Source organism: Phytohabitans rumicis (assembly GCF_011764445.1).
In the GTDB taxonomy this organism is placed as follows: Bacteria; Actinomycetota; Actinomycetes; order Mycobacteriales; family Micromonosporaceae; genus Phytohabitans; species Phytohabitans rumicis.
The window spans coordinates 6,632,179-6,645,020 of the sequence record NZ_BLPG01000001.1 but is presented as its reverse complement, the minus strand read 5'-3'; the positions used below and the strand labels follow the sequence as shown (position 1 = coordinate 6,645,020).

8 protein-coding genes and 3 pseudogenes are annotated in these 12,842 nt (G+C 72.7%); 5 read left to right on the top strand and 6 right to left on the bottom strand.

Annotated elements, in window-relative coordinates; genetic code table 11:
* Positions 1-451 precede the first annotated feature (451 nt).
* The 3 genes from Prum_RS30265 to Prum_RS30255 all read left to right on the top strand — a co-directional run bounded on the left by Prum_RS30265 (position 452) and on the right by Prum_RS30255 (position 4,143).
* Positions 452-604: a hypothetical protein gene (locus Prum_RS30265; RefSeq protein WP_173079567.1), complete on the top strand. Its 153-nt coding sequence runs from the start codon at positions 452-454 to the stop codon at positions 602-604.
* 15 nt (positions 605-619) lie between these two features.
* Positions 620-1,291 (top strand): hypothetical protein, encoded by a 672-nt coding sequence (locus Prum_RS30260; RefSeq protein ID WP_173079566.1) that lies wholly within the window; start codon positions 620-622, stop codon positions 1,289-1,291.
* A 119-nt stretch (positions 1,292-1,410) separates the two neighbouring features.
* Entirely contained in the window at positions 1,411-4,143 is a 2,733-nt protein-coding gene (locus Prum_RS30255) for an AfsR/SARP family transcriptional regulator (RefSeq protein ID WP_246278186.1), read from the top strand.
* On the opposite strand, the gene Prum_RS30250 is transcribed toward Prum_RS30255, so the two are convergent.
* Both Prum_RS30250 and Prum_RS30245 read right to left on the bottom strand, forming a co-directional pair.
* Complete coding sequence (locus Prum_RS30250) at positions 4,119-4,826, bottom strand: EcsC family protein (protein WP_173079564.1); 708 nt, start codon at positions 4,824-4,826, stop codon at positions 4,119-4,121. The genes Prum_RS30255 and Prum_RS30250 overlap by 25 nt on opposite strands.
* A gap of 54 nt (positions 4,827-4,880) precedes the next feature.
* Positions 4,881-5,855 (bottom strand): hypothetical protein, encoded by a 975-nt coding sequence (locus tag Prum_RS30245; RefSeq protein WP_173072765.1) that lies wholly within the window; start codon positions 5,853-5,855, stop codon positions 4,881-4,883.
* A 384-nt stretch (positions 5,856-6,239) separates the two neighbouring features.
* Here Prum_RS30245 and Prum_RS52115 point away from each other — a divergent pair.
* Together Prum_RS52115 and Prum_RS52110 are read left to right on the top strand one after the other, a co-directional pair.
* Positions 6,240-6,929 (top strand): annotated as a pseudogene (locus Prum_RS52115) (adenosine deaminase family protein); the annotation flags it as partial.
* A gap of 255 nt (positions 6,930-7,184) precedes the next feature.
* The gene (locus Prum_RS52110; protein WP_173079563.1) at positions 7,185-8,099 is read left to right on the top strand and encodes a proteasome assembly chaperone family protein; all 915 of its coding nucleotides are present in this window, start codon (positions 7,185-7,187) and stop codon (positions 8,097-8,099) included.
* A 140-nt stretch (positions 8,100-8,239) separates the two neighbouring features.
* Here the strand turns inward: Prum_RS52110 and Prum_RS30230 are convergent.
* From Prum_RS30230 to Prum_RS53945, 4 genes and pseudogenes are all read right to left on the bottom strand, one after another.
* Positions 8,240-8,991 (bottom strand): annotated as a pseudogene (locus Prum_RS30230) (ROK family protein).
* A 256-nt stretch (positions 8,992-9,247) separates the two neighbouring features.
* Positions 9,248-9,451, bottom strand: a complete 204-nt coding sequence (locus Prum_RS52105; RefSeq protein WP_246278634.1) for a GH36 C-terminal domain-containing protein — start codon at positions 9,449-9,451, stop codon at positions 9,248-9,250.
* A gap of 141 nt (positions 9,452-9,592) precedes the next feature.
* Positions 9,593-11,217: pseudogene (locus Prum_RS30225) on the bottom strand (alpha-galactosidase); the annotation flags it as partial.
* Positions 11,218-11,330: 113 nt separating this feature from the next.
* A complete protein-coding gene (locus Prum_RS53945; protein ID WP_281369018.1) occupies positions 11,331-12,809 on the bottom strand; it encodes a PQQ-dependent sugar dehydrogenase in 1,479 nt (492 codons plus the stop codon).
* Between the last annotated feature and the right edge of the window lie 33 nt (positions 12,810-12,842).

Genomic DNA, 12,842 nt, shown 5'->3' with positions numbered 1-12,842 from the left:
GAATCGAAGCGCGCCCTCCTACCGTCGCCGCCATGCAGAAGACACTCAGGCTCCTGCGCCAGATCCTCGCCATCGGCGTCATCGCGCTCGGCGGCACGCTGGTCGCCCAGCCGGCGGCGCACGCGACCCCGTTCCCGGAGCTCTGGCTGGCGGACAGCGCGGGCCACGCGTACTGCTTCGTGGCCAACTTCGACAACTACCCGGAGCACCGGTCGCGGGTGCACTGGGGGATGGACCGGCTGGACGACCAGACCCAGATGACCGACATCTTCGAGAGCTGCGCCCCGGCACGGACATCTGGTTCTCCCGCGTCGACCTGCCCGGCAACGACCGCGGGCAGACCAGTTGCCAGCGGTGGCTCGCCGGCGAGAAGTGCGACTCCGCCGTCATCTGGATCGACTTCATCGAGATCAACGAGGGCTCGTGGGACGTCGAGGACCAGCAGAAGACGGTGGTCCACGAGATCGGCCACTCGATCGGCCTCGGGCACCACTCGCCCTCCGCGCACAACTGCGCCATGTACGTCGGCGAGATCCCGAGCAATGACCTGCAGTGGCGCTCGTACCACTCGCACGACGTCGGCCACATCAACGCGCAGTACTGAGCGGAGGCACCCGAGATGAACAAGGCAGTGAACCTCGTGGTCGCCGCCGCCCTCGCGGCGCTGGCCACCGGCTGCGCCAGCGCGAACGCCAACGAGAAGGCCAGCACGGGTTCGGCCCGTGAGCTGGCCGAGGTGGCCGGTCGCGGCGTCGACGGCGACTACTCGCCGCTCGCGTCGCCGAAGGAGGCCGTGGGCGAGGCCGACCTGATCGTCCAGGGCACGCTGGTCGAGGTGGGCGCCGGGATCCAGGTCAGCTACCCCGACGCCGCGCAGACCAAGCAGGAGTCGGACGGGTACGCGACGTTCGTCATCGCCGTCGACAAGGTGCTCGACGGCGACGCCAGCCGGGTCGTCGACGGCAAGGTCTACGTCGCGGTGCGCAAGGGCGTGGCGACCACCCCCGAGCAGCTCTCCGCGCTGAACCCGCGGGCCAGTGTCGTCGCGGTGCTGGACGACATCACCACCTGGCGGCCCGTTCCGGAGGCGACCGTGGTCCGGCCGGCCGGCATCCCGGCGGCGGGCCCGCTGTACTACGCCTACCACGACGGCCTGTGGTTGCAGGGCACCCAGGACGACCAGATGTACGGCATCGACGTCGAGCACGAGGAGCTCACTCCCGCCTGGGGCGGCGTGCGCGAGGTCGAGGACCTCGCCACCACCCTGGAGAAGGCGGCCGCCACCGGCTGAGCCGCATCCACGAGCCGCGGCTCCCCAGGCGCGCCCCCGGGGAGCCGCGTTCCATCTCGCGCGACCGGCGGATGTAACCCATTCCTGGCATGATGGCCGGAACCTGGGGAGGAATCCGGTTGCGCTATCAGGTCCTGGGACCGATCACGGTCCACCGCGCGGGAGACGAACTGCCACTGGGCGGGCCCAAGCCGCGCGCCGTCCTGGCCGTGCTGCTGCTGAGCGCCAACCGGGTCGTCTCGGAGGACCGTCTCATCGCGCTGGTGTGGGGCGACGACCCGCCGTCGTCGGTCCGGGGCCAGCTCCAGGTACACATCTCCGGGCTGCGCAAGGTCCTCGGCGCCACGGTCATCGAGCGTCGCCCGCCCGGGTACCTCATCGGCGTACACCCAACAGAGCTGGACCTCGACGACGTCGACGCCGCGGTCGCGCAGGCCCGGATCGACGCGGCCGCGGATCGGCCGGACGCGGCGGCGGCCCGCCTGCGCGCGGCGCTGGCGCTGTGGCCCGGGCCGGCCCTGGGTGGCGCGACCGAGCCGCTGCTCGCGCACGAGGGCCCCGGCCTGCGGGAGCGGCGGGTGAGCCTGCTGGAGGACCTGTACGACGCGGAGCTGGCCGCCGGCCGGCACGACGAGGTGACCGGCGAGCTGCGCACCGCGGCGCGGGACAACCCGTTCCGGGAACGGCTGCACGCCCAGCTCATGCTGGCCCTGTTCCGGTCCGGGCGGACGGCCGAGGCGCTCGACGTGTACGCGGACGTCCGCGAGCGGCTCGCCGCCGAGCTGGGCACCGAGCCCGGCCCGGTGCTCCGGCGGGCGCACGCGCAGGTGCTGCGCGACACGGGCGACGGCCGCACGGTGCCCCGCCAGCTGCCGACGGACCTGCCCACGTTCGCCGGCCGCGCACCCGAACTGTCCATGTTGGACGAGCTGCTGAGCCGCGCGGACGGCGCCCGGATCGCCGCGATCGTGGGCACCGCCGGGGTGGGCAAGACCACCCTGGCCGTGCGCTGGGCGCACCGGGTCCGCGGCCGCTTCCCGGACGGCCAGCTGTACGTCAACCTGCGCGGCTTCGACCCCGGCGGCGCGGCGATGACGACCGCGGACGCGGTCCGCGCGCTGCTCGACGCGCTCGCGGTGCCGGCCGACCGGATCCCGGCCAGCCACGACGCGCAGATCGGGCTGTACCGCAGCACGCTGGCCGACCGGCGCATCCTGGTCGTGCTCGACAACGCGCGGGACGCCGACCAGGTCCGCCCGCTGCTGCCCGGCACGCCCGGCTGCCTCGCGGTCGTGACCAGCCGGGCCGACCTGACCAGCCTGGTGGCCGCGGAGAGCGCGCAGCCGCTGCCGCTGGACCTGCTCACCGCCGAGGAGGCGCGGGAGATGCTGGCCCGGCGGCTGGGCGCGGACCGGCTGGCCCGTGAGCCCGACGCCGTGGACGAGATCGTCGCCAGGTCCGCGCGGCTACCGCTGGCGCTGGCCGTGGTCGCCGCCCGCGCCGCCGCCCATCCGGCCTTCCCACTGCGCGCCATCGCCGCCGAACTGTCCGAACTGGACGCCTTCGACGGCGGCGCGCCGGCCACCGACGTACGGTCCATCTTCGCGGCCTCGTACCGCGTCCTCGGGACCGCGACGGCGCGCGTGTTCCGGCTGCTGGGCGTGCACCGCGGCCCGGACATCACCGCCGCCGCGACAGCCAGCCTCGCCGGCCTGCCGGCCGCCCAGGCCCGCCGCGCGCTGACCGAGCTGAGCCGCGCGCACCTGGTCACCGAGCACACCCCCGGCCGGTACGCGCTGCACGACCTGCTGCGCGGGTACGCCGCCGAGCTGGCCGAACGGCACGACCGGGACCTCGAGCGGCGGGCCGCCCTGCACCGCGCCCTCGACCACTACCTGCACACCGCGCGGGCCGCGGACCGGCTGCTCATCCCGCAGCGCGACGCGATCGAGCTGGCCGACCCGCGGCCGGGTGTGACCCCGGAGGTCCTGACCGACGCGCGGCACGCGCTGGACTGGTTCGGCGCCGAACACCCCGTTCTGGTGGAGCTGGTGCAGCGGGCACCCGCGGAGTTCGACACGCACGTGTGGCAGCTCTCCTGGACGCTCGCCACGTTCTTCGACCGGCAGGGGCACTGGGACGACTACAAGACTTCGCACCGGGCCGCGCTGGACGCCGCCCGCCGGCTGGCCGACCCGGCCGCGCAGGCGCACACCCACCGCAACCTCGCCCGCGCGTACGGCCGGCTGGGCCGCCTCGCCGACGCGCGGTTTCACCTTGGCGAGGCGCTCGACGGGTACGCCGCGGCGGGCGACCCGGTTGGCATGGCCCACGTCCACGGCAACCTGTCCTGGGTGCTGGAGCGGCAGAGCCACCACGCCGAGGCGCTCGGCCACGCCCGGGAGGCACTCCGCCTCTACCAGGAGACCGGCGACAAGGCCATGCAGGCCAACGCCCGCAACACCGTCGGCTGGCTGTGCGCGCTGCGGGGCGACCACGACGAGGCCCTGCGGCACTGCGAGCAGGCGCTGACCCTGCTGCAGGCGCTCGATGACCGGTTCGGCGAGGCGGTCACCTGGGACAGCCTCGGGTACATCCACCACGCCCGGGGTGACCACGTGCGGGCGGTCGACGCGTACGAGCGGTCGCTCGCCCTGTTCCGCGAGGTCGGCGACCGGTCCAACGAGGCCAAGACGCTGGACAACCTCGGCGACACCCACCGCGCCGCCGGCCGCCCGGATGCCGCGCGGCGCGCCTGGCAGCGGGCCGTCGACATCCTCGACGAGCTGGGCCACGCGGAGGCCGGCGAGATCCGCGCGCGGCTGAGTCAGGACTCCGACGGCGGGCGCTGATGCGGGATCGCCGGCCGGTAAAGAGCCTGGGTACGGCGGCCGAGGTCCTTTGTGGCCGATGAGTTCGCCCAGGTGCCGAACACGATCCCGGCGCCCGGCACGGCCTTCGCCACGATCTTCTTGGCCGCGCCGATGCCGGCCATCTGCGCCAGCTTGACGCCCAGCCGGACGAACGCCCGCCCGGCCGCCGCCGGCTGGCCGAAGAGCGCGCCGGCGCGTTCCCGGCCGGCGGCCACGCCGAGCGCGAGCCGGGCCGCCTCGGCGACCTTGTGCACCTTCTGCAGCACGAGCAGGTCCGTGGCGCGGCCGCTGTGCGCCGGGTCGACGCCGTACGCCGCCGCGATGTGCAACACCATCCGGGCCTGGGTCCAGGCCAGCACGCCGACGTCGGCGACGGCGCCGGGCAGGCCGGCGGCCCCCGACACGGCCCCGGACAGCCGGGCCAGGTTGACGAACCTCTTGGTGGCGCGCCGGGCCAGCTCGTCCGGGTGTACGTCGGGTTGCCGCGTCCGCGATTGCTCGGCCCACTGACGCGCCTCCGGCCCCAGCCGGCGCACCGCCTCCAGGGCAAGGTGTTCCGGGGCGTACTGCGGGTCGCCCTTCATGCGTTCCCACAGGCCGGCCGGGGGCCCGGCGGGCGCGTCGTCCTCGATGGAGTCAGCTTCTGGTAACGGATCGTTCATAGCGGGCTCCGGGGGAGAGGGGGTTACTCCATAGTGCCCCGGAGTCGCCACTACCTACTGTGCCTTGACGCCGGCCTTCAGCAACGTGCTGACGATCCACGCGGCGCCGCCCTCGTGCTTGGCGTACGCCTCCGGGTACGCCGAGACCTGGACGGCCTGCGCGGCGTACGTCAGCGCCATGCCCTGCCAGCCCGGCACCTGCAGCAGCACCCGGTAGAACGCCGTCGCCGCGTACTCGGGCTTCATCAGGTTGGCCACGGAGCCCCAGCCGCTGCTCGGCCGCTGCTGGAACAGGCCCACCGAGTCGTGGTCGGAGCCGGTGCCCTGGTGCGTGTACTGGTAGGACTCGGGCAGCACCTCGCTGGCCCGGTTGAGCAGCGTGCTCTCCTGCATGGCGGTGGCCACCGCGATGACCAGGCCACGCTGCGGCACGCCGAGGTTCAGTCCGGTCTGGACGATGGCCTGCGCGTTGTCCATCTGGACCTGCGTAAGGCTGCCGACCGGGGCCACGTGCGCCGGCGACTTCGCGGCGGCGGCAGCGGCGGCGGCGGCCTTCTGCGCCGCCGCCTTCTTGTCGGCCGCGGCCTTGGCCGCGGCGGCCTTGGCGGCAGCGTCCTTCTTGGCCTTGGCGGCCGCCTCGGCCTGGACCCGCTGCGACCGGGACGCCGCCTGCTGGGCCTGGGCCCGCTCCGCCACCTGCGCCTGCGCGGCAGCGGCCGGCGACACCGAGGTGACGGCGTCGGTGGTGGCCACGTTCTCGGCGACCGCGGCGAAGCCGAGCGCACCGATCACGCTGGTGGCCACGGCGAGCCGCAGCCGGCGACCGCTGAACTGGTCGCTGAACGACGGCCAACTCCGGGTGCGGAGCCAGGCCGGGAGCTCAGTGGCCCACTGCGTCGCACGCTCGCGGGCGACGGTGTGCCATGACTGAGTGTGAAGGCGATGCTTTCCGGTGGATGTGCCATCAGCCGAACGGTTAGGGGTAGCTGTGGCGGCGTTCTGGGGGATTTTCTTGTCGTCGTCACGCATCCAGCGAGGCTAGGCAGCTTCACGGGCGATTACCCACAGTGATTTTGTGACGCTCACCACTTTGCCAGGCTAACTATTCGGGCACTCCACGACAGGCGGTTGAGCCGAGGCGCGAACCTCGCTAGACCGGCATGTCGGGTATGCCCATGAAGTCATGACATGAGGTTAGATATGTCCACAAGTAGATGCGCGCCCGAGGGCGTGTGACTACCTCATCCGTTCGGCTGAGAGGGGTCCTTGGACCGCCGTCCACGCAACAGAAGCCTTGAAACTCAACGTAGTCGCCTGTGGACCCATAGTAGTCATAGTCGCGGTTAGGGTCGAGCCGTGCGTGACCCGCGTCTCCTGCCGAAGGCGAACCTCCATCTCCACCTCACCGGCTCCATGCGCCCGGCCACCCTCGCCGAACTGGCCGACCGCTATGGCGTACCCCTGCCGCCGCCGCTGGACTCGGGCGGCGCGCACGCGTGGCCCGCGTTCCAGAGCAGGTACGACGCGGCGCGCGCCGCACTGCGTACCCCGGAGGACATCGCCCGCGTGGTAGCCGAGGCCACAGCGGACGACGCGGCGGACGGCGCGGGGTGGGTGGAGATCCAGGTCGACCCCACCTCGTACGCCGCGCGGCTGGGCGGCCTGGAGCCGGTCGTGGAGGCGGTGCTGGCCGGCGCCGGCGGCGGTGCCACCGGCGTGGTCCTGGCCGCGAGCTGGGCCCGCTCCCCCGACGAGGCGGAACGCGTCGCGCGCCTGGCCGCCCGCTATGCCGGTGCCGGCGTCGTCGGCTTTGGACTGTCCAACGATGAACGCCTCGGGAGGGTGGCCGACTTCGCGCCCGCGTTTCGGATCGCGGCCGGCGCGGGGCTGCTCGCGGTGCCGCACGGTGGGTTCTACGAGCCGGCCCGGCACGTGCGCGACTGCGTCACGCTGCTCGGCGCCCGCCGGATCGGGCACGGGCTGACCGCCTGCGCCGACCCGGCCACGCTCGACCTGCTGGCGAACGAGGGCGTGACACTGGAGGTGTGCCCCACGTCATACCCACCGCTCGGCGTGATCGCGAACCTGGCCGCCGTACCCGTGCGTACCCTGCTCGGGGCCGGTGTACGGGTCGCGCTCGGCAGCGACGACCCGCTGCTGTTCCCGGCGGGCTGCACCGGCAGTACGAGATCGCCCGGCACGACCTGGGCTGCTCGGACGCCGAGCTGGCGGTACTGGCCCGGCACTCGGTCGAGGCGTCGGCGGCGCCGCCGGAGGTCCGGAGTCGGCTCTTGGCGGGAATCGACGGCTGGGCCCGCGGGTTTAATGACGAGTAGGTGTTTGTACGGAGGAGGACCGGTGCTCGATCCGCATGGCCTGTACGAGCTGGCCGAGGACCTGCCCGAGCTGGGCAGGCCGGTGCTGGTGCAGGCGCTGAGCGGCTTCGTCGACGCGGGCAACGCGACCCGCCTGGCCCGCGAGCACCTCCTGGAGACGCTCGAGTCCCGCGCGGTGGCCCGGTTCGACGTCGACCAGCTCATCGACTACCGATCCCGGCGGCCCCCGATGATCTTCGTCGAGGACCACTGGGAGTCGTACGAGGACCCGCGGGTGGAGCTGCACCTGCTGGGCGACGACGCCGGTACGCCGTTCCTGCTGCTCACCGGCCCGGAGCCGGACCTGCAGTGGGAGCGGTTCGTGGCCGCGCTCATCGCCCTGGTCGACCGGCTCGGCGTACGCCTGTCCGTCGGGCTCAACTCCATCCCGATGGCCGTGCCCCACACCCGCCCCACCGGCATCACCGCTCACGGCAGTCGACGGGAGCTGGTCGCCGGCTACGAGCCCTGGCTGCAGCGGGTCCAGGTGCCGGGCAGCGCCGGCCACCTGCTGGAGTTCCGGCTCGGGCAGCAGAGCCACGACGCGATGGGCTTCGCCGCCCACGTCCCGCACTACCTCGCCCAGGCCGAGTACCCGGCGGCCGCCGAGGTGCTGCTGACCTCGGTGTCCAAGTCCACCGGGCTGCTCCTGCCCACCGACGGCCTGCGCCAGGCCGCCGAGCTGGTACGCGCCGACGTCGACCAGCAGATCGCCCAGACCGCCGAGGCCGCCGAGCTGGTCCGGGCCCTGGAAGAGCAGTACGACGCGTTCACCCGGGGGCGCACCCTCGGCGCCAACCTGCTCGCCGACAGCGGCCCCCTGCCCACCGCCGAGGAGCTAGGCGCCGAGCTGGAACGCTTCCTAGCCGAGCAAGGCCGCGACCCCGGCCCCTCTTAGCCGCTCTTGCGTGCCCTTCCCGCCCCTTCTTCGCGTCGCCCTTCCCGCCCTTTCGCGTCGATCAAGGGCAAATGGCCGTGCTTTGATCTCCAAACCGCGACCATTTGCCCTTGATCGACGCAGAAGTCCTTGATCGGCGGCTACGGCCTCGTGAGTGACCACGCTCGCACGCCGCCGATGATGCCGGCGGTGTTGGGCACCACGACCACGTCGTCGCCCATCCGCACGAGCTGCTCGGGCCGGATCCGCCGGGAGTTGCCGCCACCCAGGTAGAGCCGGTCCCACAGAAACACCGGCCGCAGGCCCTCCACGATCGTGCGGATCCGCCGGGACCAGAACGTGTCCCCCAGCCGCCGCCGCTCGTGCTCGCCGATGTACGTGTCGTAGCTCAGCCCCCAGCGCACCGGCGCCTGCGAAAACTCCAGGTGCGGTGCCAGGATCCCGCCGTCGAAGAGCGCGCAGCCCAGCCCCGTACCCAGGGTCAGGACCAGCTCCAGCCCGGTGCCGGCGACCACCCCGGCGCCGTGCACCTCCGCGTCGTTCAGCACCAGCGTGGGCACCCCGAAGGCGTCGCCGAGCGCGGACCGGGCGTCAAACCCCGCCCACTCCTGGACCAGGTCCGGATCCACCTTGGTACGGGGACCGTTGCGCGTCACATAGTGCGGCGTCGCGACCACCACCCCATGCCTGATCATCCCCGGCATGCCCACCGTCGCCCGGTCCGCGGTCGGCAGCTTGGCGGCCAGGTCGGCGAGGGTCTGCACGAACAGGGACGGCGGCAACGGGTACGGCGTGGGCACCCGCACCGGCTGGGCGCGCATGGTGCCCGCCTCGTCCAGCACGGATGCCTTGATCCCCCCGCCCCACAGTCGATAGCCAGCGTCGTCGTCACGCCTGCCAGTGTGCCTTCCGCGCCCCGCGCCCGCAGAGCGGCTCGCCCTCCACCCTCCGCCGCCCCGCGTCGATCAAGGACTTTCCCGTCGATCAAGGACAAACGGTCGTGGATCGGAGATCAAAGCACGACCGTTCGCCCTTGATCGACGCGCAGGGCCTTGATCGGCGCGCGGCGGCGCGGCGGCGCGCGGCGACGCGGCGCGCGGCGGCGCGCGGCGACGCGGCGCGAGGCGGCGCGGGGAACGCGGCGGGCGTTACGGGACGGTGCGGAGGTGGATCAGTGTGCTGGCGTAGTCGCCCTTGGGGAAGGCCGGCTCCAGGCCGTACGCCATCAGGACGGCGCCGTCGTACGTGGTGCCGGTCGACGGGTCCTGGTAGCGGGCCGACGGGTCCAGCCCGGCGAGGCGCACCGGCGGGTCCGCTTGACCGTGCCGAACGGCCGGCCGCCACGCGAGCACCACCGCTTCCGAGCGGTCGGCCGACACGTACTGCACGACCGTCGTACCCTCCACTGTGGGCGGTGTGAGTCGGTACAGCGCACCGTGCTGGACCACGTGCCGAATGTCCTTGTACTGGGCCACCAGGGCGGCCGCCTCCTGGCGTTCCGCGGCGGGCCACTCGTGCAGGCTGCCGCTGATGCCGAGCGCGCCCGCCATCGCGACATGGAAGCGGAACCGCACCGGGGCCAGCCGCCGGGTCAGCGGGTTGACCGGATCGCTGGCCCAGGCGCCCATCGCCTGCGCCGGGTAAACCTGGCTGTACCCATGTTGGATGTGGATCCGATCAACCGGGTCGGTGTTGTCGGAGGTCCAGACCTGGTCGGTGCGGGCCAGTACGCCCAGGTCCACCCGTCCGCCGCCGCTGGCGCAGCTCTCGATGCGGACCTGCGGATGGGCGGCCCGCAGTCTGTCCAAGATGGAGTAGACCGCCTCGGTGTGTGCGGTGAACGCGTCCGGCGGCGTCTCGGTGAAGGGACGGTTCATGTCCCACTTGATGAAGTCGATCTCGTGCTCGGCGAGCAGCCGGTCCAGCCAGCCGTACGCCCATTCGGCCACTTCGGACCGTCCAAAGTCGAGCACCAGTTGGTTGCGGATCTCGGTACGACCGCGGTTGGGCATGTGCAGCACCCAGTCCGGGTGTGCCCGGTAGAGGTCGCTGTCCGGGTTCACCATCTCCGGCTCCACCCACAGCCCGAACCGCATGCCCAGCTTGTGCACCTCCTGGATGAGCGGGGTGAGGCCGTTCGGGAAGCGGTCCGGGTTGGGCCACCAGTCGCCGAGGCCGGCTCGCTCGCTCGTCCGACCGCCGAACCATCCGTCGTCCATCACGAAGAGCTCGACGCCCATCTCGGCGGCCAGCGCGGCGATCTCCCGCTGGTTGTCCTCGTTGACGTCGAACCAGGTGCCCTCCCACGAGTTGTAGAGCACCGGCCGTACCTCGTCGGGTGTGGGCAGCACGTGGCGGCGGGCGTGCTCGTGCCACCGGCGGCTCGCGCCACCGAAGCCGTCCGCGGCATAGAGTCCCGCGAACACCGGGGTTTCCCACCGCGCGCCGGGGGCCAGCGTCCGCGGTGCGCCGTCGTGTCCTGACCCGCCGCTCACCGTGACGTGCCCGCCGAGGGTACGCAGTGCCGCGATCCGCCACGTGCCGCTCCACGCCAGGGCGGCGGTCCACGTCTCGCCGTGCTCCTCGGTGGCGTCACCTGAGTCCACGGTCAGCCACGGGTTGCTCTGGTGCCGGGTGATGCCACGCCGGCTGGTGAGCACGGTCTCCCCGCCGGGCACGAGGGGCACCCGCCGCAGCTGGAACTCGGCGCTCCACTCCCCGCCACGTAGCTGAGCCGGTAGTCAGGCCGGGCGGGCAGCGTCCAGGACGCCGAGTCGGCGATGTCGACCACGATGGGGTCGGCGTCACCCGTGTGCCGCAACGCGCTCCACCGCTCGATGACGTCCGAGTCGTCGTACACCCGGTAGTGCAGCTCGACCTCGAGCGGGTAGTGCCGGTCGGCGAGCCGCACGGTCAGGTGGCCGCCGTCGATCGTGTGGTCGACGTAGTCCCACTCGACCGCGCGCACCCCGTCGGCGAAGGCGACCCGCAGCGACGGCGGCCCGAACCGCTCGCCGCCCTCGCCTGGCAACTCCTCGCCGAACACGTCGCCGTGGCTGCGCGAGCGCAGCGGAAGCCCGGCGAGTTGCTCCGGCGCCAGCCGCGGCCCCCAGTGCACGTGCCAGAGTGAGCCCTCACTGCGTCGGAACGCGTACGAGGTCGATGGGGTGGTCAGGGTCCAGGTGCTCGTGGCGGCATCAAAGGCAACAGCAGCAGTCACGAGCGCCCAGTCTAGGTGGCCGTGCAGACCGTGTTGTTGAGCCGGAACTCAGCCGGCCGCGCATTGGTGCCGCTGTACGTCGCTTGGAAGCCGAAGTTCGCCGTGCCGCCCGCCGGGATCGACGCGTTCCAGCTCGCGTTGCGCGCGGTCACGGCCGTCCCGCTCTGGGTGACCGTGGAGTTCCACGCGTTGGTGATCTGCTGGTTGCCGGCGAAGCTCCAGGTGAGCGCCCAGCCGTTGATCGCCCCGCCGTTGTTGGTGACGGTCACGTTGGCCGTGAAGCCGTTGCTCCACTGGTTCAGCTGGTACGACACGCTGCACGCACCGGCCGGCGGCGGCGTGGTGACCGGCGGCGACGTCGTGATGACCGTGGGCACGGGCGACGCCGTGCTGGTGGGCACCGTGCCGACCGGCGGGAAGCGCAGGATCCGGTCGTCGGTGGCGGCGGGCGTGCCGCGGCCGTCCCGGTTGCTCGTCATCACCCACAGGTAGCCGTCCGGGCCCACGGCGACCGTGCGCAGCCGCCCGTACTGCCCGGTGAGCTGGGCGGTCGGGGTGCCGGCGCCGCCGCTGCCGTTCAGCGGGACCTGCCACAGCCGGGTCCCGCGCAGCGCCGCGACCAGCAGCGTGTTGCCGTCCACGGCCGCACCGCTCGGGGACGCCTCGGCGGTGGTCCACTGCACGATCGGGTCCCGGAAGCGCGAATCGCCGGCCCGGCCCTCCACCGTCGGCCAGCCGTAGTTGCCGCCCGGCACGATGTAGTTGACCTCGTCCCAGGTGTTCTGCCCGAACTCACTGGCGTACAGCCGACCGGACGAGTCCCAGGCCAGCCCCTGCACGTTGCGGTGGCCGAGGCTGTAGACGAGCGAGCCCGCGGTCGGGTTGTCCGGCGGCGTGCTGCCGTCCGGCCGCATGCGCAGGATCTTGCCGTTGCGGCTCTGCGGGTTTTGCGCGTTGGCGGTGTTGCCGGCGTCGCCGACGCCCGCGTACAGCATGCCGTCCGGCCCGAACGCGATCCGCCCGCCGTCGTGGATGCTCGCCCGCGCCAGTCCGGTCAGGATCGGCGTCTGGGTCTGCGGCGCGGCCAGCGTGAACCGCACGATCCGGTTGTCCGAGGCCGACGTGAAGTACGCGTAGACGAACCCGTCCTGCCCGTACGTCGGGGAGACCGCGAGCCCGAGCAGCCCCGCCTCACCGGTCGCCGAGACGCCGTTGATGGTCGCGACCTGCTGCGGCTGCTGGCCGGGTGGGATCCGCAGCACCCGGGCGCTGTTGCGCTCGCTGACCAGCGCGCTGCCGTCGGGCAGGAACGCCAGCCCCCACGGCACCGTCAGCCCGGTCGCGGCCGTCTGGGGCCGGGTCCAATCGAAGTTGCCGTTCGCCAGGGTGGTGATGGGACCGGCCGCGGGCACGGTGGCCGCCGCCGCCAGGCCGGCGCCGCCGACCGTGGCACCCAACGCGACAAGGGCAAGGACGATTCGTGTACGCACGACGAGCTCCCTCCAGAGAGCGATCGTCGTCAA

Excerpts from the sequence above, each read along its gene's own strand:
- Prum_RS30260 (WP_173079566.1), top strand. The coding sequence starts at position 620 with ATGAACAAGGCAGTGAACCTCGTGGTCGCCGCCGCCCTCGCGGCGCTG.
- Prum_RS30250 (WP_173079564.1), bottom strand. The coding sequence starts at position 4,826 with ATGAACGATCCGTTACCAGAAGCTGACTCCATCGAGGACGACGCGCCC.
- Prum_RS30245 (WP_173072765.1), bottom strand. The coding sequence starts at position 5,855 with ATGCGTGACGACGACAAGAAAATCCCCCAGAACGCCGCCACAGCTACC.